This is a genomic window from Amycolatopsis sp. cg5 (genome assembly GCF_041346955.1).
GTDB lineage: Bacteria > Actinomycetota > Actinomycetes > Mycobacteriales > Pseudonocardiaceae > Amycolatopsis.
Map to the genome: position 1 here is coordinate 2560407 of NZ_CP166849.1, position 21759 is coordinate 2582165.

Below are 21759 nucleotides of genomic sequence, written 5' to 3' on the forward strand. Positions count from 1 at the left end.
GCAGGCTCCGCCCGCTACAGCACCAGGTTCAGGGTGATCTTGGTGTCGGTGTCGGTCGCGTGCTCACCGGTTCCGTCCCCACGCGCGGTCCGGTACTTCCCGGTCCCGCCGATCACCGCGACCGGGAACGTCTTGCCGGGACTCGGTATCTCCCGGATGTGCATGCTGCTCAGATGCAGCTCTCCATCCGGCAGCCGGTACACGATCTTGGTCTGGATGACCACCTTCACCGGCAGCCCGGCGATGATGTCGACCACCATCCCGTGCACGGACCCGTCCCCGATCTTGACGCCGTCCTTCCCGTGCGTGCTCACGGACGTGAAGAAAACCGTCCCCGCCACCACGTTCGCCCCTGGAACACTGGGCAGCGACGTAGCGGTCCGCCGCGAGATCAACTCGACGACCTCATCGGCACCCTTGCTCACCGCCACGGTCCCCACCGCCCCCGCGGCCGCGACGGCGGGCACCGCGAACATCGCCGCCCGCCTCGAAAGATCACTCACCCCGACCACTCCTCCCGGTGTACGTCCACAAAGCACACTAGGAGCCCCCGAAACCCCACCCCACTCCCCAAAACCACCCCCGACTACACCCAGCCACCCCGAGACCCCCAACCGGCCCAACCCCACCCCGCCCCCGAGTGGCCCTCCCCACCCAGCGCCCCACCCACTCCCTCCCACACCCAGCAAACGAGGGACCCAGACTTCACCCACCCCGATCAGGTGACCCCCGCCCCATCCCGACCGGCCCGCCGCCCACACCCAGCCGGACGCCACCCGTGCACAGACGGACGTCACGTGTTCATGAACGGACGGCGCGCGTACCTGGAGGGACGGCGCGCGTACCTGGAGGGACGGCGCGCGTACCTGGACGGTCGGCACGCGTGCCTGAGGAGTCGGCTCGCCCCCGGGCAACCGATCCCGAGCCACGAGCGTGCCGACTCTCTAGGCACGTGTGCCGACTCTCTGGGTACGTGTGCCGTCCATCTATGAACGCGTGCCGTCCGCCTGGGTACGCGTGTCGTCCATTCATGAACGCGTGTCGTCCGGCCGGGGACACGCGGTGGGGCGCAAGGGAGGTCGAGGTGGAGCGGGGAGGGCAAAATCGCGTTCGGGAGCGGCAAACATGCGTGCGGGGAGGGCAAACTCGCGGGCAGGGGCAAGGGGTGTTCGCCGGTGGGAGCGGCGAACACCCCTTGGTCCCCTTCGCGGAGTGGCTTACTGGGCGGCGCGGGTGACGACCGCGTTGCCGGAGCCGGTGCGGGCCCGGACCTTCAAGGCGACCGAGCCCGCCGGGGCGGAGTCGGCGACGTCGATCTCACTGGACACCTGGCCGGCGCCGGAACTGAGGTCGATCTCGGCCGCGACGCCGCCGCGGATCCCGACCCGGACCTCGCCGGAGCCGGTGATCAGCTCCAGCGAACCCGAGGCGGCTTCGGCGACCGAGAGGTCCCCGCTGCCGCTGCGGGCCATGACGTCGCCCGCCACCGCGCCGAGCCAGACGTCGCCGGTGCCCGTGGCGAGTGTCGCGGAGCCTGCCAGGGACGAGGCCTCGACGTCGCCGCTGCCGGTGCGCAGCTGCAGGCCGGACAGGGCGGGGCCGAGCTTGATGTTGCCGGTGCCCGTGCGGATGGTCGCCGTGCCGTCGGCGCGCTCGACCGAGACCTCACCCGATCCGGTGAGAATGTCGGCGCGGCCCGCCGCGCCGGTGACCTTGACCTCGGCCGCGCCGGCGCGAACCTCGAGATGCGAGCCCGCCGGGGCGTGGACGGTCACCGAAAGCGGGATGTTCCGCAGCGCCCATGCCTTGGCGCCGTGCACCACGAACCGGTTGCCGACCAGTTCGACGCGGGTCTGGCGGATCGCCTCGACGGGTGAATTCTCCGTCTCGGACAGGCCGAACTGACCGCCGAAGCGCTCGCCGACCCAGTTGAGCAGATTGGACATGTTGTCGAGCCACGGTTCGCGGACCGTCGGGTCGTGGCGGAGCTCCGCGCGCGCCACCGAGCCGCCGAGAATGATCTCGACGCGGCCGAGCGTGACGCTCACGTCCAGCTCGAGCGGCCCGTCGACCTCGAATTCTTCCGTACGCGGCAACACAGTTTCCTCGGTCATGATCGCCCCTCAGCCCTCGACCCAGCCGTGCAGCCGGGAGTCCGATCGCTTGCCCTTGTCCTGGTGCCGCTGGTGCCCGCCGGACTTGCCGAGCGCGCCCTGCACGGCCTGTGACACGAACGTGTTCAGTGACACGCCCTGTGCCTGCGCCGCCTTCTCGGCCTGACCCTTGATCTGCTCGACGAGCCGGAGCGTGATGCGCGTGATGTCACCGCCGTCGATCGACGGGAGCGGCTCGCGTGGTGTCTCGGCGGGCGGCTCTTCGGAAGCCGCGCCACCGGTCACGACCACGCGGACGTCGCGGCCGTCGAGGCGGACCTCGACGACGTGGTCGGGCAGGCTCGCGGTGACCTCCGCGGCCAGGTCTGCCAGCGCGTTCATCAACGCCAGCCGCACCGAGGGCTCGATCGCGGCGGACAGCAGAGCCGCCGTGCGCCGCGTCTGGTCGTCTCCGGCCGAGGCCGTCGCGGCCAGGTCCTCGCGGAGGTTCGTGATGTACGGGCTCAGGTCCATGACACCACTATGACGTCACCTGTGGCGTCAGTCAAGGAGGCTGTGGTGTCACGATGACGCCACCGACCCCGGCGGTTACGCTGCCTGCGACGTGGATCGAGTAGGGAGTCGAAGTGGCCGAGACGGTTTCACCCAAGGTGCAGTTGATCGCGAAAACGGAGTTCTTCGAGCCGGAGGGCGTGCCGTGGACCACGGACGCCGACGGTGGCCAGGCGCTCGCCGAATTCGCAGGCCGGGCCTGCTACCAGTCGTGGAAGAAGCCGAACCCCAAGACGGCCACGAACGCCGGCTACATCGACCACATCATCGAGGTCGGTCACCTCTCGGTGCTCGAGCACGGCTCGGTTTCCTTCTACATCACCGGAATCTCGCGCTCGCTCACGCACGAGCTGATCCGCCACCGCCACTTCTCGTACTCGCAGCTGTCGCAGCGGTACGTCCCCGAGCGTGACGCCGCGTTCGTCGAGCCGGACGTCATCGCGAACGACCCGGTGCTGCACGAGAAGTTCCTCGCCGCCGCGCAGGCGAGCCAGGACGCCTACACCGAGCTGCTCGCCGGGCTCGAGGAGAAGTTCGCCGACGCGCCGAGCGCGACCCTGCGCCGCAAGCAGGCCCGCCAGGCCGCGCGCGCCGTGCTGCCGAACGCGACCGAGACCCGCATCGTGGTCACCGGCAACTACCGCGCCTGGCGGCACTTCGTCGCGATGCGCGCGACCGAGCACGCCGACGTCGAGATCCGCGCGCTCGCCATCGAATGCCTGCGCCAGCTGCACAAGGTCGCCGGCAACGTGTTCGCGGACTTCACCATCTCGACCCTGCCGGACGGCACCGAGGTCGCGTCCAGCCCGAAGGTGCTCGAGGGCTGATGCGCCGTCTCGCGATTGACGTCCAGCCGGGGGAGTACGCGGTCGCCAAGCTGGCCGCCGACGCCCCGGTGCCGCCAGGGCTGCTCGACAAGACCGATCCGGCGGTGCTCGTCTCGATCACCCGGACGCCGCGGGAGCTTTCGGTGATCTGCCCGGCCGCGCTCGCGCCCGCCGCGCAGGAGGTCGAGGACGGCTGGCGGCTGCTGACCGTCCGCGGCCCGCTGGCGTTCAACCTGACCGGCATCATCGCGGCGCTCGCGGGTGAGCTCGCGGCCGCCGGGGTGGCGTTGTTCTCGATCTCCACGTTCGACACCGACCACGTGCTGGTCCGTGGTCCGGAGCTGGCCACGGCGGTGGCCGCGCTCCGCGCCTCGGGTCACGAAGTCACGCTCGACGTTTAGCCACCGAGCCCGCTGTCGACACCTCCATATGTCGACAGCGGGCGCGGGTGGGACTTGTCACCCTTGTCGGCGAATGTTCGGCATGCCTAAACTTCGTTTTAGGTACCCCGACAACCCCGAAGGTGGCCTCGATGGCAGTGGCGGAAGCCGCGCGGCGGCCGAAGATCGTCCGCTGGCTCAGCGGATCGACCCTGCTCGGCCCGGCGTTCGTCGCCGCGATCGCGTACGTCGATCCCGGCAACGTCGCGTCCAACATCAGCGCGGGCGCCCGCTTCGGCTACCTGCTCGTCTGGGTCATCGTCGCGGCGAACCTGATGGCCATGCTCATCCAGTTCCTCTCCGCCAAGCTCGGCCTGGTCACCGGCCTTTCGCTGCCGGAGGCGCTGCGTGAGCGGATGCCGCGCACCGGGCGCCTCGCCTACTGGCTGCAGGCCGAGGTCGTCGCCATCGCCACCGACATGGCCGAGGTCGTCGGCGGCGCCATCGCGCTGAACCTGCTGTTCGACCTGCCGCTGCTGCTCGGCGGCGTGATCACCGGCGTGGTCTCGCTCGGCATGCTGCTGGTGCAGGACCGGTCCGGCCAGCGCGCGTTCGAGCGGGTCATCACCGGCTTGCTGCTGGTCATCGCGGTCGGCTTCCTGGCGAGCCTGTTCGTCGAGCCGCCGTCGGCGGCCGGGATCGCGGGCGGCCTGGTGCCGAAGTTCCAGGGCGCCGACAGCATTCTCATCGCGGCCGCCATGCTCGGTGCGACGGTCATGCCGCACGTCGTCTACCTGCACTCCGCGCTGGCCAGGGACCGCCACGGGCACCCGACCGGCGCCCAGCGCCGCCGCCTGCTCACCGCCACGAAGGTGGACGTCGGCGTCGCGATGCTGCTCGCGGGCGCGGTCAACCTCGGCATGCTGCTGCTCGCCGCGACCAACCTGCAGGGCAGGGAAGGCGTCGACTCGATCGAAGGTGCGCACGCGGCCGTCTCACAGGCGCTCGGTCCCGGTATCGCGCTGCTGCTCGCGATCGGCCTGCTGGCGTCCGGCCTCGCGTCCACTTCGGTCGGTGCGTACGCGGGCGCGATGATCATGCAAGGCTTGCTGCGCAAGCGAATCCCGTTGGTGCTGCGCCGGTTGATCACGCTGGCGCCCGCGCTGGTCGTGCTGGCGATCGGCGTCGACCCGAGCCAGGCGCTCGTCGTTTCCCAGGTCGTCCTGTCCTTTGGCATCCCGTTCGCGCTGGCGCCGCTTATCAAGCTCACAAGCAACCGAGACGTGATGGGCGCCGACGTCAACCACCGCGCCACCACGCTGGCGGGCTGGGGCGTCACCGCGGTGATCGTCGCGCTGAACCTGGTGCTGATCTACTTGACGTTCGCGGGCTGAAACACGAAGGAAACAAAGCGTCTCTACCTTCATCGGCATACGGAACGTTGATGAAGGACGCGCATGATCAACGAAATACTGGATGAAGTCGACCTGCGGCTGCTCCAAGCGCTGCAAGCCGACGGCCGGGCGACGCACGCCGCGCTCGGCAAGACGGTCGGCCTGACCGGCCCGTCGGTGTACGCCAGGATCAAGCGGCTGGAGCGCGCGGGCGTCATCCGCGGCTACACCACGATCGTCGACGCGGGCGCGCTCGACCAGGATCTCGTCGCCTATCTCCGGGTCGGCACGAAGGCGGGACCCGACGAGGCCGGGCCGTTCGAGGAGTTCGTCCACGCCGAACCCCGGATCCTCGAATGCCACGACGTCGACGGCGAGGACAGCTACGTCCTCAAGGTCAGAGTCGGTTCCCCGCAAGAACTTCGCGCGCTGCTCGCCGAGGTCCGCGCGCTGCCGGACGTGTACCGCACGGTCACCTCGATCGCGCTCGAAACGATCAAGGAGATCCGCGGCGGCGGTCACCTCGCGGTCCCCGCGACCCCCGAGGCCGACTGATGGGTGAGATCCTCTGGCTCGGCCTGCTGCTCGGCGGGGGAGCGGCGCTCGCGGTCGGCCCGATCTTCGTCACGATCCTGCAGGAGGCGGCGACCCGCGGCTTCGGCGCCGCGTTCCGGGTGATCCTGGGTTCGGCGGTCGCCGACCTGGTGCTGCTGATCCCCGCGCTCGCCTTCGCCTGGATGATCACGGCCATCGCGGGCGCCTCGCTCTGGGTCGGTATCGCGGGCGCGATCTTCTTCCTTTTCCTTGCGGGACAAGCGATCCGTGACGCGCGCAGGCTCTGGCGCCACGGTGAACCGGAAGCTCAAGCCGGGTGGGCGTTCTGGAAAGGCGTCGTCGGCAACCTCGCGAACCCGCTCACCTGGACGTTCTGGCTCGCCACCGGAACCCCGACCATGCTGCGCGCGCACGAACTCGGCGGCTGGTTCGGCCTCGCCGTGTTCACTGTGGTCTGGTTCGGTGTTGCATCAGGACTCGAGGCGGTCATCGCGTTGGTGGTTGCCCGATCGGGCAAGCGGTTCGGTGGTCGTGGACAAGCCGCGCTGACAGCGTTGTCGGCAGTGCTTTTCGTCTCGCTCGCCGGAGTTTTATTGGCCCGTGACGTGTTCGCCTGATTTCCAAAACCCTTACAGCTACCATTCCCGCCCGTGACCCACGAGCAGACCCACACCCAGCCAGCGCAGCAGCCGCGTGTGCTCGCCGGCCGCTACGCGATCATGAACGAACTCGGCCGCGGCGGCATGGGTGTGGTCTGGCGCGGGGTGGACCAGGTGATCGGCCGCCAGGTCGCCATCAAGGAGCTGCACCTGCCCGACGGCGGGCCCGGCGCGGCCGTGTTCGGCGAGCGCGTGATGCGGGAGGTCCGCACCGGCGGCAAGCTCAACGATCCCGCCGTCGTCACCGTCTACGACGTGATCAACGACAACGGCACCACGTTCATCGTGATGGAGCTGGTCGAGGCGCCCACGCTCGCGGACGTGGTGCGGCAGTACGGGCCGCTGCCCGCGCAGCAGGTCGCGGCCATCGGCGAGCAGGTGCTCTCGGCGCTCACCGCGGCGCACCAGGCGGGCATCGTGCATCGGGATGTCAAGCCCAGCAACATCATGGTCGCCTCGAACGGCCGCGTGAAGCTCGCCGACTTCGGCATCGCGCAGGCCATCGACGACCCGCGCATCACCACCAGCGGCATGGTGGTCGGCTCGCCCGCGTTCATGTCGCCGGAGCGCGTCAACGGCCAGGAAGCCATGCCGGAGTCCGACCTCTGGGCACTCGGCGCGACGCTGTTCTTCGCCGCCGAGGGCACGATCGCCTTCGAACGGCCGACGACCGCGGCGACCCTGCACGCGATCATGACCGAGATCCCGTACCTCACCAGGGCACAGGGCCCGCTCGCGTCGGCGATCATGGGCCTGCTCATCGCCAGCCCCGAGGCCAGGCTCAAGCCGCAGCAGGCCAAGGCGCTGCTCGCGATGGCGACCTCCGGCAGCGCGCAGATCACCGCTCCGGTCCTATCAGGACGGACGACGGTCGCGCCGGCGCAGGCGCCGAAACCCAAGCGTGGACTGTGGCTCTCGCTGGCGGCCATCGCGGCTGTCGCGATGCTGACGGCCGGGTTCTTCATCGGCAAGGTGGTCGGCAGCCCCGCTGCCGACGGGGCGATGCTGCCGACGATGACCTACGGCGAAGGCGGCGAGCTGCTCGAGTTCGAGCAGGACGACAGCCTCGACTGCTACAGCACCCCGATCGCGGCGGGCTACCGGATCAACTCCGACGCCAAGGTCGACTGCGAGAAGGTGCACCAGTTCCAGGTCTTCGACGCGTACAAGGTGCTGGAGACCGGCAGCTACAGCGACGACAAGCTCTCGTACGCCGGTTATCCCGACTTGGCGGTGCTCAAAGCCGCGGCCGAGGCCCGCTGCACGATGGCGTTCCAGTCGGCCGCCGTGCTCGCCGACCAGCGGCCGAGCCTGCAGTTCCGCGCGCTGGTGCCCACGCAGAAGGAATGGGCGCGCGACACCGGCGCCGACAAGGAGCGCGTCCGGCTCGCCGTGTGCGCGCTGACCAAAAAGGACGGAAGCCAGATCGACGGCGACATTGTGCGCAAGCTCAAGTAGCTGGAACGGAGACTTTCCGGCAAGGTGAGTCCCGCGCCGGTAAATCTTCTGGACCTGCGGGGAAAGCCAGGTCGTCACCGGGATCGTCGGTGCGAGGAGGTAACGTCTTTGTCATGTCCACCCCACCTACCGCAGCCCCCGGCAGACCGTTCGGGCGCGTGCTCACCGCGATGGTCACCCCCTTCGACGCCGACGGCGCGCTGGACCTGAAGCGTGCCCAAGAGCTCGCTTCGCGCCTGGTGGACCTGGGCAACGACGGCCTCGTGGTCAACGGGACCACCGGCGAGAGCCCGACGACCAGCGACGCCGAGAAGTCCGAGCTGATCCGCGCCGTCGTCGAGGCGGTCGGTGACCGCGCCGCGATCATCTCCGGCGCCGGCACCTATGACACGGCACACAGCGTCCAGCTGTCGCAGCAGGCCGAGGCGGCAGGCGCGCACGGGCTGCTGATCGTCACCCCGTACTACTCGCGGCCCACCCAGGCCGGGCTGCACGCGCACTTCACGGCGATCGCCGACTCCACCGGCCTGCCGGTGATGCTGTACGACATCCCGCCGCGCTCCATCGTGCCGATCGAGGTCGACACCCTGCTCAGGCTCGCCGAGCACCCGCGCATCGTGGCCGTCAAGGACGCCAAGGGCGACCTGCTGGCGGGCAGCGAGGTCATCGCGAACACCGAGCTCGCCTACTACTCCGGTGACGACGCGCTCAACCTGCCGTGGCTCTCCGTCGGCGCGGTCGGCGTGGCCAGCGTCATCGGCCACGTGGTGGCGGGCCGGATCCGCAAGATGATCGAGGCGTACGAGAACGGCGACGTCTCGACCGCGCGCACCAACCACCGGGGCATGCTGCCGGTGTACCGGGCCATGTCGCGCGTCGGCGGCGTCGCGTTCGCCAAGGCCGCGCTGCGGCTGCGCGGGTTCGACGTCGGCGACCCGAGGCTGCCGATCGTGGCGCCCAGCGTCGACCAGCTCGAGGCGGTCAGGGCCGATCTGAGCCAGGCGGGGGTCCCACTCGAAGGTGCGACGGCCTCGGACTGGAACACTGAGCGGGTAGCCCGCACGGATTCGGCGGCGGCTTACGTCGCCCCGACCACTCACACCAGCGTAGGGACCATTCCTAGGTGACCTCCTTCTCCACCGGCCCCGGGCCGACCAACGCACCGCCAGCACTCCCGGAAGGCGGCCTGCGCGTTGTCGCGCTCGGCGGCATCGGGGAGGTAGGCCGCAACATGACCGTCTTCGAGTTCGGCGGCAGGCTGCTGATCGTCGACTGCGGCGTGTTGTTCCCCGAGGACGACCAGCCGGGCGTCGACCTGATCCTGCCGGACTTCCGCGCCATCGAGGACCGGCTCGACGAGATCGACGCGCTCGTGCTGACCCACGGCCACGAGGACCACATCGGCGCGGTGCCCTTCCTCCTCAGGTTGCGGCCCGACCTGCCGATCTACGGCTCGAAGTTCACCCTCGCGCTGCTCGCGGCCAAGGCCAAGGAGCACCGGCAGAAGCCGAAGCTGATCGAGGTCAAGGAGGGCGAGCGGCGCACGATGGGGCCGTTCGACTGCGAGTTCTTCGCGGTCAACCACTCCATCCCGGACGCGCTGGCCGTCGCCATCCGCACCCCGGCCGGCGTCGTGCTGCACACCGGTGACATCAAGCTCGACCAGCTGCCGCTCGACGGCAGGCTCACCGACCTGGCCGGCTTCTCGCGCCTGGGCGACGAGGGCGTCGACCTGTTCTGCGTGGACTCGACCAACGCCGAGGTGCCCGGGTTCGTCATGCCCGAGCGCGACATCGGCCCCGTACTCGACGACGTGATCCGCCGTGTCGACCAGCGCGTGATCGTGGCCTGCTTCGCCAGCCACGTGCACCGCGTGCAGCAGGTCCTCGACGTCGCGCAGCGGCATGGCCGCCGGGTCGCGTTCGTCGGCCGCTCGATGGTCCGCAACATGGGCATCGCCGCCGACCTCAAGCTGCTGAACATCCCCGAGGGCCTGCTGGTCGATCTCGACCAGGCCAGCAACCTGCCGGAGAGCAAGGTCCTGTTCGTCTCGACCGGTTCGCAGGGCGAGCCGCTGTCCGCGCTGTCGCGGATGGCGCGCGGTGAGCACCGGCAGATCTCGATCCGCGCCGGCGACACCGTCGTGCTCGCGAGCTCGATGATCCCCGGCAACGAGACGGCCGTGTTCGGCGTCGTGAACGGTCTCGTGCGGCTCGGCGCGAACGTGGTGCACCAGGGCAACGCCAAGGTCCACGTCTCCGGGCACGCGTCCGCGGGTGAGCTGCTGTACCTGTACAACGCCGTCCGCCCGAGCAACGTCATGCCGGTGCACGGCGAGTGGAAGCACCTGCGTGCCAACGGTGAGCTGGCCGTGCGCACCGGCGTCGCGCCGGAGAACGTGGTCATCGCCGAGGACGGCGTGGTCGTCGACCTGGTCGACGGCAAGGCCACCCGCACCGGGCGCGTCGAGGTCGGACACGTCTATGTGGACGGCCTGTCCGTCGGCGACGTCGGCGAGTCGACCCTGTCCGACCGGCTCGTGCTCGGCGAGGGCGGGTTCATCGCGATCACCATCGCGGTCGACACCAGCACCGGCCGCCCGGTCACCGCGCCGACGATCTCCGGGCGTGGTTTCTCCGATGATCCGAAAGCGCTCGACGCCGTGGTTCCATTGGTGGAGATGGAGTTAGCCCGTACAGAGGCCGAGGGAATCACCGATACGCACCGCATCGCGCAGGCCGTTCGCCGGGTCGTCGGCCGTTGGGTCGCCGACACCTATCGCCGCCGCCCGATGATCGTGCCCACGGTTATCCCAGTCTGAGCGACTTTTTCACCGGATCAGCCCGTCCGCTGCCCGAAAGGGCGAGCGGGCGGGCTGATCTCGTCGATCCGTATAACAGGATTATTGCCATCCGGTCAGCACTAGGAGCCGACTCGATTTTTGACTAACCTCGACTCACTCAGTCGACCCGCGGGGCGGGGTCGGACCGATCGGCAGAAAGGCTGCGCCGGTGGGGCGACACTCGACCATCAAGGCCCGAAGACGGGTGCTCGTCCCCGTCGTCGTGCTCGGTGTGGTGATCGCGGTCAGTGCTGTCTCGTTTGGAGTGATCCGGCTCGTTCACGCGAACAGTTCGTGTGAGGCACAGACCAAAGTGGTCATGGCCGCTTCCCCCGATATCGCGCCCGCGTTGTCCGCCGTCGTCAGGGGCGTGCACCAGGACTGCGTGCAGATCGAGGTCCAGCCGCGTGATTCCGCGCAGGTGGCCGAAAGCCTGGCGATCTCCGACGGCTCGGTGAAGCCGCAGGTCTGGATTCCCAGTTCCACCTTGGCGTTGCAGCGCGCACGTCAGCTCGGCGCGACCGAGGTGCCCGAGTCCGGCGCGTCGGTGGCGAGCTCGCCGGTGGTGCTCGGGGTCGCGCAGGAGATCGCGGCCGGGCTCGGCTGGCCGGCGAAAACGCTCACCTGGGCGGACGTGCTGGGGGTGAGTGACGGCACGGTCATCCCCGGAATGCCCGATCCGGCAAGGAATCCGGTCGGGGTGTCGGCGTTGTTCGGACTGAGGGACGTCACGAAGTCCCAGCCGGACGCGGGGCCCGCGTACACCTCGCTGCTGCGGCGCTTCTCAGCCAGCACGACCGCGACCGAGTCGGAGTTGTTCACCCGGTTGCCCGGCGCTGGCGATCTCGCGGTGCAGTCGGTGACGGCGTTCCCGACTTCGGAAAACGCGGTGCTGCGCCACAATGTCGCGAAACCCGAGGCGCCACTCGTCTCGGTCTATTCACCGGCCTCTCCGTCGCTCGACTATCCGTTCGCGGTGCTCTCCGGCGCGGATCCGGCGCAGGCCAAGGCGATCCAGCCGGTGCTGTCGGCGTTGCTGTCCCAGCCGGGCGCGGTGGCCGTCGCGGACGCGGGCCTGCGTGCCGCCGGCGGGCAGGCGCTGCGCGCGGCCACGGACAACCGCGTGACCGGCCGGGGTCTGCAGACCGCGCCGATGCCGTCGCCCGCCGACGTCGACAAGATCCTGAACCTCTGGGCAGGCATCAACCTGAGCGCGCGGGTCCAGGTGCTCATCGACGTTTCCGGCTCGATGACCGGTCTGGTGCCCGGCACGGAAAAGACCCGGATGCAGGCGACGCTCGAAGCGGCGGAAAAAGGGCTGCGATTGTTCAAACCGACGAGTCAGGTACGCATACTGACGTTTTCCACCAAACTCGACGGTGACAAGGACTATCGCGAAGTGCTGCCCATGGCGCCGGTCGGGGAGCAGCTCAAACCCGGCCCGCTGGAGAAACTCCGCGGCATCAAAGCCACCCCGGACGGCCAAACCGGGCTCTATGACAGTGTTTTGGACTCGTACAAGGTCGCGCGGCGCGAATGGGAGCCGGGCAGGCTCAACATCGTCATCGTGATGACCGACGGCAAGAACGCCGACCCCGGCGGGCTCACCCGCGAGCAGCTGCTCGTCGAACTCGGCAAACTGCAGAACCTGGCGCGGCCGATTCCGATCATCGGGATCGGCATCGGCCCGGACATCGACGCGGCCGAGTTGCAGGAGATCACCAAGCCGACCGGCGGCCAGGCGTTCACCACCCCCGATCCCGGCAAGATCTCCGACGTGTTCTTCGGCGCGCTGAGCAAGCTCACCGGCGCCTGATCACCTGGTATATCCCCAGTATCGCGGCCAGGCTGATCAGGCTGAGGTACAGCTGCGAGCGCGCGTCCTCGACGAACAGCATCGAGACGACCACCAGCAGCGTGCCGGCGAGGGTGAGCCAGCTGAGCCAGGGATAGCCCCACATGCGGAGCTTGAGCCGGTCCGGCGCTTCGGCTTCGAGCGTGCGGCGCATGCGGATCTGCGAGCCCGCGATGATCGCGTAGACGAACAACGCGACGGCGCCCGCCGAGTTGATGATGAAGTAGAAGATCTGGTCGGGGGAGACGTAGCTCATGATCACGGCGACGTAGCCGACCAAGGTGGACAGCAGGATCGCCTTCCACGGCACGCCACGCGAGTTGGTGTCGGCGACCCAGCGCGGCGCCCAGCCGTGCCGTTTCAACGCGAAGAGCATGCGGGAAGCCGTGTACAGCCCCGAATTCAGCACCGAGAGCGCGGCCGTCAGCACGACCGCGCCGACGATCGTCTCGGCCGCCGGGATGCCGAACCGGCCGAACGCGGCGGCGAACGGGCTCGTCTCGGTCGGCACGTCGCGCCACGGGATGATCATCACGATCAGCGCGACCGAGCCGACGTAGAACAGGATCACCCGCCAGACGGTGGTGGCGGTGGCCTTCTGCACGGCCTTCTCGGGTTCGCTCGACTCCGCGGCGGCGATCGTGACGATCTCGGCGCCGAAGTACGAGAAGATCACGATCACCACGCCATGGATCACCGAGAACGTGCCATTGGCGAAGAACCCGTCCTGCGCGATGTTGCCGACGGAGAGGTGTGCGCCCGGCCAGAGCCCGAGCACGAACAGCAGGCCCAGCACCATGAACACGACGATCGTGGTGACCTTGATGGACGCCAGCCAGAACTCGGTCTCACCGAACGAGCGCGCGGACAGCAGGTTCGTGACGGTCAGCAGCAGCATGAGCCCGAGCGAAAAGACCCACTGCGGAACCGAAGGCACCCATTTCTCAAGGATCTTCGCGCCCGCGACGGCTTCGAAAGCGACCACGCCGACCCAGAAGTACCAATACAGCCAGCCGATGGTGAAGCCCGCCCAGCCGCCGAGCGACTCGCGCGCGTACTCCATGAAGGACCCGAGCGCGGGCGACGCGGTCGCCATCTCGCCCAGCATCCGCATGACGAGCACGACCAGCAGCCCGCCGAGCGCGTAGGAGAGCACGGCGGCGGGCCCGACCGTGTGGATCACGGCCCCGCTGCCGATGAACAGGCTCGCGCCGATGATGCCGCCGAGCGCGATCATCCGGACGTGCCGCTGGCGCAGGTTGGGTTTCAGGCCGTCCATAGCGTCGGGATCTTGCCAGCTGCCGGGCTATCCCGGCAATGGTTCACCGACGGCGACTTGCTGAGCCGGCGACTTCAGCTGCACGAGGGTCGCCCCGGCGAGCAGGATCACGGCGCCGACGGCCTGCACGACCGTCAACGCCTCGCCGAGCACGATCCACGCCAGCAGGCTCGCGAGGATCACCTCGACCAGCCCGAGCACGCTCGCGATGGCGGCGGGCAGGTACTGAAGCGCGGAGATCCCGGCGAGATAGGGGAGCACGGTCCCCACCAGCATCAGCGCGACCACTGCCACCCAGACCGGCGGATGCCACGGCCCGATGTCCGCGGGCGCGGTGAGCACCTGGACCGGGATCGTCCACGGCGGCGCGACCACGTTCACGGCGAGCGCGCCGATCCCCATGCCCCAGGTGACCATGCCCAGCGGATGCCTGCTCGCCAGCCCTCGTTCCCCGATCAGGAAGTACCCGGCCGAGCACAGCGCGGCCCCGAAACCCGCGAGCAGCCCGAGCGCGTCGAGCTTCAGCCCCTGCTAGACCTGCGCGACCAGCACGAGCCCGATCATGGCGAGCGCGATCCCACCCCAGACGGCCTTCGCCAGATGGATGTGGCGCACGAACCTCGTCCACAGCGCGATCAGCACCGGCGACACGAACTCCAGCAGGATCGCGATCCCGACCGGGATCCGGCTGGTCGCGATGAAGTACACCAGCTGGATCCCGCCGACCCCGATCAGCCCGTACGCGACCAGCAGCCGCCACTCACCCTTGCCGACCTTCAGTATCGACGGCTTGAACAGCCCCACGGCCACGAAGAGCACGGCCGCCGACAGTCCCAGCCGGACGGCCGCGACCTGCTGCGGCGTCAACCCCGCGATCATGGTCGGCTTCCCCAGCGTCCCCGAAGTACTGAAGAACAACGCCGACAGCACGATCAGTGCCGTCCCGCGCCCTCGCTGGGTCCTCGCAGGTAAAACGTCGATAGCCACACTCGCGAGCGTATCTCCCGCCCCCGACAGTCTTCGCCCCATTTACCGCGGGGGATCGTGCGCTCAGTCGGCGCGCAGACCGGCGGCGATGTGCCCGGTGATCGTCGCCAGGCGGACGCCCTGCAGGCGCAGTGCTTCCAGCGCGACGTCATCGGGCTCCGCCGACTTGCGTGAGACCCATGAGCCGCCGTAAGGGTTTCCGGACTCCAGCAGGTGGTTCGAGTTGTAGCCGAGCGGCACGACGATGGCGCCCCAGTGGTAGAAGATGTTGTTGATCGCCAGGATCGTCGACTCGAGGCCGCCGTGCGCCGTCGACGCGGTGGTGAACGACGTCGCCACCTTGTCGGCCAGTTTTCCCTTGGCCCACAAGCCGCCCGTGCTGTCCAAAAAGGACTTGAGCTGACTGGCGGGCCCGCCGAAGCGGGTCGGCGTGCCCGCCGCGACGCCGTCCGCCCACTCCAGATCGTCTAGTGAGGCCAATTCGGCACGCGGGCCCGCGTCCACATAGGACTGCCAGCGCGGGTTGGTCGCGATGGCCTCGGGCGGCGCGGTCTCCGCGACCGTGCGCAGCCGGACCTCGGCGCCCGTGTCGAGCGCGCCCTTGGCGAGCGCTTCGGCCAGGCTCGCGGTGTTGCCGGTCGCGCTGTAGTAAACGACGAGAATCCGTGTGCTCACACCATCCGAGGGTAGGCCACTCCGAAGCCCTGTCTCAGAAAGTGGGCTTCCACGGGCTGACGGTGTCGGTCGGTCGGGTGGGGTCGTGGAAGCGGGGCTTGTCGAGTTCGCCGCGACGCAGCGGGATCATGCCTTCGACGATCGCGCGCATGATCTTCTCGTGCGCGAGGCGGCCGGCGCTGGGGCGCGAGCGGTCGATCTCGGACAGGTCGACCGGTTTGCCGAAGTGGACCCGGAACGTCGGGCGGCGCATCGGCGCGCTGAGCCCGGAGCGGGCCAGCGGGGCCAGGTCGGCCGGGCCGTTGACGGTCTCGGTGCCCCAGTACACCGCCTCATGCGCGCCCCACTGGCTGATCGGGATCACCGGCACGCCCGCGGCGAGCGCGAGCCGGGCGGCGCCGGTCTTGCCACGCTCCGGCCACAGGCCGGGATCGTGGCTGATCCGGCCCTCGGGGTAGACGATGATCGGGTCGCGGGTGGTGCGCAGCGCCTCGGCGGCCTCGCCGAACTGGCCGACCGCGGTGTTGGACTCCGCGCGGTCGATACGCAGGTGGTTGCTCGCGCGCAGCGCCGGGCCGATCACCGGCGCGTCGAGGATGCCGCCCGCCAGCATGAACCGGGGGTTGATGCCGATCTTCTTGCACGCGGCCATCAGCACGAACGCGTCGAACACGCCGATGTGGTTCGGCGTCATCAGCAACGGTTGTTTCCGCAGCTCAGCGGGCACTTCACCGGTGACGCGCAGTCGGCCGACGAAGTTCACCAGGCCACGGTCGAGGTTCAGCATCGTCCGCCAGATGGCGGGTGCGCGGCGATTTCCGTCTCGGCCCATTCCGTCTCGGCCCAGTGCAACCATGACCTCAGCATTTCATGCCTTCGGAATCACCCGGATGGCCGCTCAAGGTTTGGTTGCTCGGCAAAACAGTGACGAATGTTTCGCTTGGGCTGCGAGTGGCGGACGTGACGAACGGGGACCGGCGGTTACCGTGGATACATGGCTAGTGGGTCGGCTACGACAAGGAAGAGTTCGGGACGCGGCGGGGGCAAGGGACCGGCGCGCAAGCCTCGTACCACCGCGAAGCCAAGGTCGACAGCCTCCCGCCCGGCCGCCAGGCCCGCCGCGCGCAGGCCCGCGCCGCGCCGCAAGAGCTCGTCCGGCACCTTCGGCAAGGCCGTCCGCAGCGGCTGGAGCCTGCTGGCCAAGGGCATCGGCAGCATGGCGCGCACGGTCGGCCGCACCCGCGAGCTGGAGGCCGAGCACCGCCGCGACGGGCTGGCGCTGGGCCTCATCGCGGTCGGCCTGATCGCCGCCGTCGGTGTCTGGTGGCAGGCGGCGGGGCCGATCGGCCGCTGGGTCGAGATCGGCACCCGTTTCATCCTGGGCGCGGGCGCGGTGACGCTGCCGCTCGCGCTGATCGTCACCGCCGTCGCGCTGATGCGCTCGGAGCCGCGCCCGGAGACCCGCCCCCGCATGGTGATCGGCACGCTGCTGGTCACCCTGGCCGTGCTCGGCATGCTGCACATCTTCACCGGGCTGCCGGAGGAGACCGACTTCCAGATGTACGCGGGCGGCGTCATCGGCGCGTTCGCAGGCGGACTGCTGGTCAAGGGGGTGACCAGCTGGGTCGCCGTGCCGCTGCTGATCCTCGTGCTCGGGTTCGGCGTGCTGGTGTTCACCGGCACCCCGGTCCGCGAGATCCCGCACCGGCTGCGGAACTGGGGCCTCGACGAGGAGGAGATCGCCGAAGCCGAGGCCGAGCGCCAGGCCATCCACGACGAGCGCGACGCCGTCACCGAGGCCGACCCGAAGGCCGTCCGGCTGCGCAAGCCGTCGCGCCGCCGCCAGGCCTCGAACTCCGAGGGTGAGCAGCTCGACATCGAGGCCGCGCTCGCCGAGCCGCCCACCCCGCTGCGCCCGCCGAAGCCGAAACCGAAGCCGGCCGCCGAGGTCGTCGAAAAGAAGGCCGCGAAGGCCGAGCCCGCTTTGGCGGTCACCCGGACGGTGGAAGGCGACTACAAGCTGCCGTCGCCGGAGCTGCTCAAGCTCGGCGACGTGCCCAAGAGCCGCAGCCGCGCCAACGACACGATGATCGAGGCCATCGGCGGCGTGCTGGAGCAGTTCAACGTCGACGCGCAGGTCACCGGCTTCACCCGTGGCCCGACGGTCACCCGGTACGAGGTCGAGCTCGGGCCCGGCGTGAAGGTCGAGAAGATCACCGCGCTCACCAAGAACATCGCGTACGCCGTCGCCACCGACAACGTCCGCCTGCTCGCCCCGATCCCCGGCAAGTCGGCGGTCGGCATCGAGGTGCCCAACTCCGACCGCGAGATGGTCCGCCTCGGTGATGTCCTGCGCGCGCCGTCGACGGTCAAGGACACCCACCCGATGGTGGTCGGCCTCGGCAAGGACATCGAGGGCCACTTCGTCACCGCGAACCTCACGAAAATGCCTCACCTGCTGGTCGCGGGCTCCACCGGTTCCGGTAAGTCGAGCTTCGTCAACTCGATGCTCGTCTCGCTGCTCGCCCGCGCGACGCCTGACGAGTGCCGGATGGTGCTGATCGACCCGAAGATGGTCGAACTGACCCCGTACGAGGGCATCCCGCACCTGATCACGCCCATCATCACCCAGCCGAAGAAGGCCGCCGCCGCGCTGGCCTGGCTGGTGGAGGAGATGGAGCAGCGCTACCAGGACATGCAGGTCAACAAGGTCCGCCACATCGACGACTTCAACAAGAAGGTCCGTTCCGGCGAGATCACCGCGCCGCCCGGCAGCGAGCGCGTCTACCAGCCGTATCCGTACATCATGGCGATCGTCGACGAGCTCGCCGACCTGATGATGACCGCGCCCCGCGACGTCGAGGACGCCATCGTCCGGATCACCCAGAAGGCGCGCGCGGCAGGCATCCACCTGGTGCTCGCGACGCAGCGTCCGTCCGTCGACGTGGTCACCGGCCTGATCAAGACCAACGTCCCGTCCCGCCTGTCGTTCGCGACCTCGTCGCTGACCGACTCGAGGGTCATCCTCGACCAGCCGGGCGCCGAGAAGCTGATCGGCATGGGCGACGCGCTCTACCTGCCGATGGGCGCAGGCAAGCCCATCCGTGTGCAGGGCGCGTACGTCAGCGACGAGGAGATCGCCGCGGTCGTCGGCTTCGCCAAGGAACAGGCGCAGCCGGACTACCAGGACGGCGTCACTTCGGCCAAGGCAGGCGAGAAGAAGGAGATCGACGCCGACATCGGCGACGACCTCGACGTGCTGCTGCAGGCGGCGGAACTCATCGTGACCTCGCAGTTCGGTTCGACCTCGATGCTCCAGCGCAAGCTGCGCGTCGGCTTCGCGAAGGCGGGCCGCCTGATGGACCTGCTCGAGAGCAGGGGAGTGGTCGGCCCCTCCGAGGGCTCGAAGGCGCGCGACGTGCTCATCAAGCCCGAAGAGCTGGAGTCGGTGCTGTTCATGATTCGCGGTGGCGACGGCGGGCCGTCCGACGACGAGGACTGACCCGCATGCAACCGTCCGGTGGGTTGAATCCGTCTGGTTGACGTGAGCTGGAAAGAGTGGATCCTCGCGGCATGTAGCGCGCTCGGGCTGGTGTGCGGGCCGAGCGCTCAGGCACCCGCGCCCGCGGACTCCGCGGCGCAGGCGCAACTGAACACCCAGCTGACGCTACGGACCGGGGAGTCCGTGGCACTGGCGGGCGCCGACCTACGCGTCGGCTTCGACTCGGTGGCCGACTCGCGCTGCCCGCCCAAGGTCATGTGCGTCTGGGAGGGCGACGCGGCGGTCACGGTGTCGCTGGTCCGGCCGAGCACCGGCGCGCGCGGCACGGTCGAGCTGCATTCGAACGCCGGTTTCGCCAAACCGACGGTCTATGAAGGCTTCCAGGTGGTGCTGACGAGCGTCGCGCAGCCTGCTGACCACGTGACGCTCGTGGTCAGCAAGAGCTAGCTCAGCGCGTTGTCCCAATGATCGAGGTAGGCGATCTCCTCGATCGGCGTGCGGGCGGCGGGCTTGAAGTCGGACACCGTGGTGTACGCGACCGGAAGCAGCCCGACCTGGGTGACGTTCTCCGGGATTCCGAGGATCTTCGCCGCCTCGGCCTCGCGGACCAGTGTGTAGGTGGTGAGCGTCGAGCCGAGCCCACGTGATCGCAGCGCGAGCTGGAAGTTCCACACCGCGGGGAAGATGCCGCCGTAGAAGGCGGCGAGTTCACCGTTGCCTCCCTGCGGCCGTCCCTGCAGACACGGGATGACGAAGACCGGGACCCGTTCGATGTTGTCGATGAGGAATCGGCCGGACGCCATCGCCCGCTTCACCGGCCCCGATTCGGCGGCGGGACCGGCCTCGGCGAGTTTCGAGTCCAAGTAGGGCTCTCCCACGGAGCGGAACAGCGCACCCAGCTCGTTCTTCACCGACTGGTCCCGGACGACCAGCCAACGCCAGTTCTGCACATTGCCCGGAGTCGGCGCCTGCGTGGCGAGCCGGAGGCAATCCGCGATCACCTCCGGTTCCACCGGGCGGTCGAGATCGAGCTTGCGCCGGACCGCTCGAGTGGTGCTGAGCAGGTGATCCGTGTCCATCGTGAGGCCTCCCGCAGATCGGCTGATATCGATTGACCGTACCTCCGGACAAACGCCTTGACAGTCCACTATGGTCTCCCCGTCTTTACACGTTTGAGGGGAAGGTCCGCAGTGGACACATACGGCACGTACGAATATCAGACGTCAGTCTCGATCAGCCCTGGAGCCGCGATCGGGCTCGGTATCTTCGGACTGGTCGTCGGGGTCTTCTTCATCTTCGTCGCCTGGAAGGTCTTCACGAAGGCCGGTCAGCCCGGCTGGGCCGCGATCATCCCGTTCTACAACGCGTACATCATGCTGAAGATCGCCGGGCGTCCCGGCTGGTGGCTGCTCCTTTACTTCATCCCGGTCGTCAACGTCGTAATCTCGATCATCGTCATGCTCGACATCGCGAAGTCGTTCGGCAAGGGCACCGCGTTCGCCGTCTTCGGCCTCATCCTCTTCCCCTTCGTCGGTATGACGATGCTCGCCTTCGGCAGCGCGCAGTACATCGGTCCCGGCGGAGTCCCGCAGAACATGGGCGGCGGCTACGGCAACCCCGGCGGAGGCTACGGCCAGCCCGGTCAGCAGCCGTACGGCCAGCAGGGTTACCCCCAGCCCGGTTACCCTCAGCAGCCTCCGCAGGGACAGCCTGGCTACGGCCAGCCGGGCCAGCAGGGTTACGGCCAGCCCGGCCAGCCGCCCGCCGGCTACTGATCGACGTTTTCGCGCAGGAACCTGTCGACGAGCTCGCTGATCGTGGCGAGGTCCTCCTCCAGTGCGAAATGGCCGGTGTCGAGCAGATGTACTTGTGCTGACGGCACATCGCGTTTGAACGCCTCGGCACCCGCCGGAAGAAAGAAGGGGTCGTTACGGCCCCACACCGCGAGCACCGGTGGCTGCGACTCCCGCAGCCACCGGTGGAACTCGGGATACACGGGCGGGTTGTTCCGGTAGTCCCACAACAGATCCGCCTGCGCCGCCGCGCGGCCGGGCTGTTCGAGATAGAACCGGTCGAGTTGATGGCTCCCGGGATCGATCGCTTCGGGGTTTCGCACTCCTTCGTAGTACTGCCAACGAATGTTCTCCGGAGTGAGCATTTTCTCCAGTCCTGATTGGACTTCTTCGCGCGGGCCCTGGTTCGCGAAGTCCGGCATCGCCGGGCCCAGACCCTCCACGTAGGCATTGCCGTTCTGCGTGATCAACGCGGTGATCTGCCGTGGCCGCCGCGCCGCGAGCCGCAGCCCGGCAGGCGCGCCGAAATCGAAGACGTACAGCGCATAGCTGTCGAGTCCGAGCGCGTCGACGAAATCGCCGAGCACGCCGGCGAGCGCCTCGAAGGTGAACTCGAAATCCGCCGCGGTCTCCGTCTGCCCGAATCCGGGGAGATCGGGCGCGACGAGATGCCAATGCTCGGCGAGCTCCCGCATCAGGCCCACGTATTGGTGCGACGAAGTGGGAAAGCCGTGCAGGAGCAGCAGCGTGGGTGCGGACGGGTCGCCCGCTTCGCGATAGAAGACGTCGGCCGGTCCGGCCTGGATGCGACGGTGGGCGATAGGGTGCTTCGACATCGGGACTCCTAATGGTTGCGGTGTGCTCATATCCATTAGTACACTGAAATC

20 protein-coding genes and 1 pseudogene are annotated in these 21759 nt (G+C 68.8%); 12 read left to right on the forward strand and 9 right to left on the reverse strand.

Annotation, left to right across the window (positions count from 1 at the left end; all coding sequences use genetic code 11):
• Positions 1-14: 14 nt before the first annotated feature.
• From AB5J62_RS11740 to AB5J62_RS11750, 3 genes are all read right to left on the reverse strand, one after another.
• On the reverse strand, positions 15-503 hold the full coding sequence (locus AB5J62_RS11740) for a hypothetical protein (RefSeq protein WP_370948235.1): 489 nt from the start codon (positions 501-503) through the stop codon (positions 15-17).
• Positions 504-1217: 714 nt separating this feature from the next.
• A complete protein-coding gene (locus tag AB5J62_RS11745) occupies positions 1218-2114 on the reverse strand; it encodes a DUF4097 domain-containing protein (RefSeq protein WP_370948236.1) in 897 nt (298 codons plus the stop codon).
• Positions 2115-2123: 9 nt separating this feature from the next.
• Entirely contained in the window at positions 2124-2627 is a 504-nt protein-coding gene (locus tag AB5J62_RS11750; protein WP_370948237.1) for a toxin-antitoxin system HicB family antitoxin, read from the reverse strand.
• A 113-nt stretch (positions 2628-2740) separates the two neighbouring features.
• Here AB5J62_RS11750 and thyX point away from each other — a divergent pair, with 113 nt between their 5' ends.
• The 9 genes from thyX (at position 2741) to AB5J62_RS11795 (ending at position 12597) form a co-directional block, all read left to right on the forward strand.
• The gene (gene thyX / locus AB5J62_RS11755) at positions 2741-3493 is read left to right on the forward strand and encodes an FAD-dependent thymidylate synthase (RefSeq protein ID WP_370948238.1); all 753 of its coding nucleotides are present in this window, start codon (positions 2741-2743) and stop codon (positions 3491-3493) included.
• Positions 3493-3894, forward strand: a complete 402-nt coding sequence (locus AB5J62_RS11760) for an ACT domain-containing protein (protein WP_370948239.1) — start codon at positions 3493-3495, stop codon at positions 3892-3894. The genes thyX and AB5J62_RS11760 overlap by 1 nt, the downstream gene beginning before the upstream one ends.
• Before the next feature lie 131 nt (positions 3895-4025).
• Positions 4026-5267 (forward strand): Nramp family divalent metal transporter, encoded by a 1242-nt coding sequence (locus tag AB5J62_RS11765; protein ID WP_370948240.1) that lies wholly within the window; start codon positions 4026-4028, stop codon positions 5265-5267.
• 63 nt (positions 5268-5330) lie between these two features.
• Positions 5331-5822: an Lrp/AsnC family transcriptional regulator gene (locus AB5J62_RS11770; protein WP_370948241.1), complete on the forward strand. Its 492-nt coding sequence runs from the start codon at positions 5331-5333 to the stop codon at positions 5820-5822.
• A complete protein-coding gene (locus AB5J62_RS11775) occupies positions 5822-6439 on the forward strand; it encodes a LysE family translocator (protein ID WP_370948242.1) in 618 nt (205 codons plus the stop codon). Before AB5J62_RS11770 ends, AB5J62_RS11775 begins: the two co-directional genes overlap by 1 nt.
• Positions 6440-6472: 33 nt before the next feature.
• On the forward strand, positions 6473-7939 hold the full coding sequence (locus AB5J62_RS11780; protein WP_370948243.1) for a serine/threonine-protein kinase: 1467 nt from the start codon (positions 6473-6475) through the stop codon (positions 7937-7939).
• Between the two features lie 113 nt (positions 7940-8052).
• Complete coding sequence (gene dapA / locus AB5J62_RS11785; protein WP_370948244.1) at positions 8053-9066, forward strand: 4-hydroxy-tetrahydrodipicolinate synthase; 1014 nt, start codon at positions 8053-8055, stop codon at positions 9064-9066.
• 59 nt (positions 9067-9125) lie between these two features.
• Positions 9126-10760 (forward strand): ribonuclease J, encoded by a 1635-nt coding sequence (locus tag AB5J62_RS11790; protein ID WP_370950242.1) that lies wholly within the window; start codon positions 9126-9128, stop codon positions 10758-10760.
• Positions 10761-11100: 340 nt separating this feature from the next.
• Complete coding sequence (locus AB5J62_RS11795; RefSeq protein ID WP_370948245.1) at positions 11101-12597, forward strand: VWA domain-containing protein; 1497 nt, start codon at positions 11101-11103, stop codon at positions 12595-12597.
• Here AB5J62_RS11795 and AB5J62_RS11800 read toward each other — a convergent pair.
• The 4 genes and pseudogenes from AB5J62_RS11800 to AB5J62_RS11815 all read right to left on the reverse strand — a co-directional run bounded on the left by AB5J62_RS11800 (position 12584) and on the right by AB5J62_RS11815 (position 16433).
• The gene (locus tag AB5J62_RS11800; protein ID WP_370948246.1) at positions 12584-13915 is read right to left on the reverse strand and encodes an amino acid permease; all 1332 of its coding nucleotides are present in this window, start codon (positions 13913-13915) and stop codon (positions 12584-12586) included. The two genes, AB5J62_RS11795 and AB5J62_RS11800, sit on opposite strands and share 14 nt — an antisense overlap.
• A 27-nt stretch (positions 13916-13942) precedes the next feature.
• A pseudogene (locus AB5J62_RS11805) lies at positions 13943-14944 on the reverse strand (DMT family transporter).
• Positions 14945-14965: 21 nt separating this feature from the next.
• Positions 14966-15577 (reverse strand): NAD(P)H:quinone oxidoreductase, encoded by a 612-nt coding sequence (gene wrbA / locus AB5J62_RS11810; RefSeq protein ID WP_370948247.1) that lies wholly within the window; start codon positions 15575-15577, stop codon positions 14966-14968.
• A 34-nt stretch (positions 15578-15611) separates the two neighbouring features.
• Positions 15612-16433, reverse strand: coding sequence for a lysophospholipid acyltransferase family protein (locus AB5J62_RS11815; RefSeq protein WP_370948248.1), 822 nt, complete (start codon positions 16431-16433; stop codon positions 15612-15614).
• A gap of 138 nt (positions 16434-16571) precedes the next feature.
• On the opposite strand from AB5J62_RS11815, the gene AB5J62_RS11820 reads away from it, so the two are divergent.
• Positions 16572-19079 (forward strand): DNA translocase FtsK 4TM domain-containing protein, encoded by a 2508-nt coding sequence (locus AB5J62_RS11820; RefSeq protein WP_370948249.1) that lies wholly within the window; start codon positions 16572-16574, stop codon positions 19077-19079.
• 42 nt (positions 19080-19121) lie between these two features.
• Positions 19122-19526: a hypothetical protein gene (locus AB5J62_RS11825; RefSeq protein WP_370948250.1), complete on the forward strand. Its 405-nt coding sequence runs from the start codon at positions 19122-19124 to the stop codon at positions 19524-19526.
• Here AB5J62_RS11825 and AB5J62_RS11830 read toward each other — a convergent pair.
• Complete coding sequence (locus tag AB5J62_RS11830) at positions 19523-20158, reverse strand: nitroreductase family protein (RefSeq protein WP_370948251.1); 636 nt, start codon at positions 20156-20158, stop codon at positions 19523-19525. The two genes, AB5J62_RS11825 and AB5J62_RS11830, sit on opposite strands and share 4 nt — an antisense overlap.
• A gap of 111 nt (positions 20159-20269) precedes the next feature.
• Here AB5J62_RS11830 and AB5J62_RS11835 point away from each other — a divergent pair, with 111 nt between their 5' ends.
• Positions 20270-20854: a DUF5684 domain-containing protein gene (locus AB5J62_RS11835; protein ID WP_370948252.1), complete on the forward strand. Its 585-nt coding sequence runs from the start codon at positions 20270-20272 to the stop codon at positions 20852-20854.
• Here the strand turns inward: AB5J62_RS11835 and AB5J62_RS11840 are convergent.
• On the reverse strand, positions 20848-21708 hold the full coding sequence (locus AB5J62_RS11840; protein WP_370948253.1) for an alpha/beta fold hydrolase: 861 nt from the start codon (positions 21706-21708) through the stop codon (positions 20848-20850). The two genes, AB5J62_RS11835 and AB5J62_RS11840, sit on opposite strands and share 7 nt — an antisense overlap.
• Positions 21709-21759: the final 51 nt, after the last annotated feature.

Bases quoted from the DNA above. Each gene is read 5' to 3' on its own strand.
- AB5J62_RS11745 (WP_370948236.1), bottom strand. From the start codon at position 2,114: ATGACCGAGGAAACTGTGTTGCCGCGTACGGAAGAATTCGAGGTCGAC.
- AB5J62_RS11750 (WP_370948237.1), bottom strand. From the start codon at position 2,627: ATGGACCTGAGCCCGTACATCACGAACCTCCGCGAGGACCTGGCCGCG.
- AB5J62_RS11760 (WP_370948239.1), top strand. From the start codon at position 3,493: ATGCGCCGTCTCGCGATTGACGTCCAGCCGGGGGAGTACGCGGTCGCC.
- AB5J62_RS11765 (WP_370948240.1), top strand. From the start codon at position 4,026: ATGGCAGTGGCGGAAGCCGCGCGGCGGCCGAAGATCGTCCGCTGGCTC.
- AB5J62_RS11770 (WP_370948241.1), top strand. From the start codon at position 5,331: ATGATCAACGAAATACTGGATGAAGTCGACCTGCGGCTGCTCCAAGCG.
- AB5J62_RS11775 (WP_370948242.1), top strand. From the start codon at position 5,822: ATGGGTGAGATCCTCTGGCTCGGCCTGCTGCTCGGCGGGGGAGCGGCG.
- dapA (WP_370948244.1), top strand. From the start codon at position 8,053: ATGTCCACCCCACCTACCGCAGCCCCCGGCAGACCGTTCGGGCGCGTG.
- AB5J62_RS11795 (WP_370948245.1), top strand. From the start codon at position 11,101: ATGGCCGCTTCCCCCGATATCGCGCCCGCGTTGTCCGCCGTCGTCAGG.
- AB5J62_RS11800 (WP_370948246.1), bottom strand. From the start codon at position 13,915: ATGGACGGCCTGAAACCCAACCTGCGCCAGCGGCACGTCCGGATGATC.
- AB5J62_RS11815 (WP_370948248.1), bottom strand. From the start codon at position 16,433: ATGGTTGCACTGGGCCGAGACGGAATGGGCCGAGACGGAAATCGCCGC.
- AB5J62_RS11820 (WP_370948249.1), top strand. From the start codon at position 16,572: ATGGCTAGTGGGTCGGCTACGACAAGGAAGAGTTCGGGACGCGGCGGG.
- AB5J62_RS11830 (WP_370948251.1), bottom strand. From the start codon at position 20,158: ATGGACACGGATCACCTGCTCAGCACCACTCGAGCGGTCCGGCGCAAG.
- AB5J62_RS11840 (WP_370948253.1), bottom strand. From the start codon at position 21,708: ATGTCGAAGCACCCTATCGCCCACCGTCGCATCCAGGCCGGACCGGCC.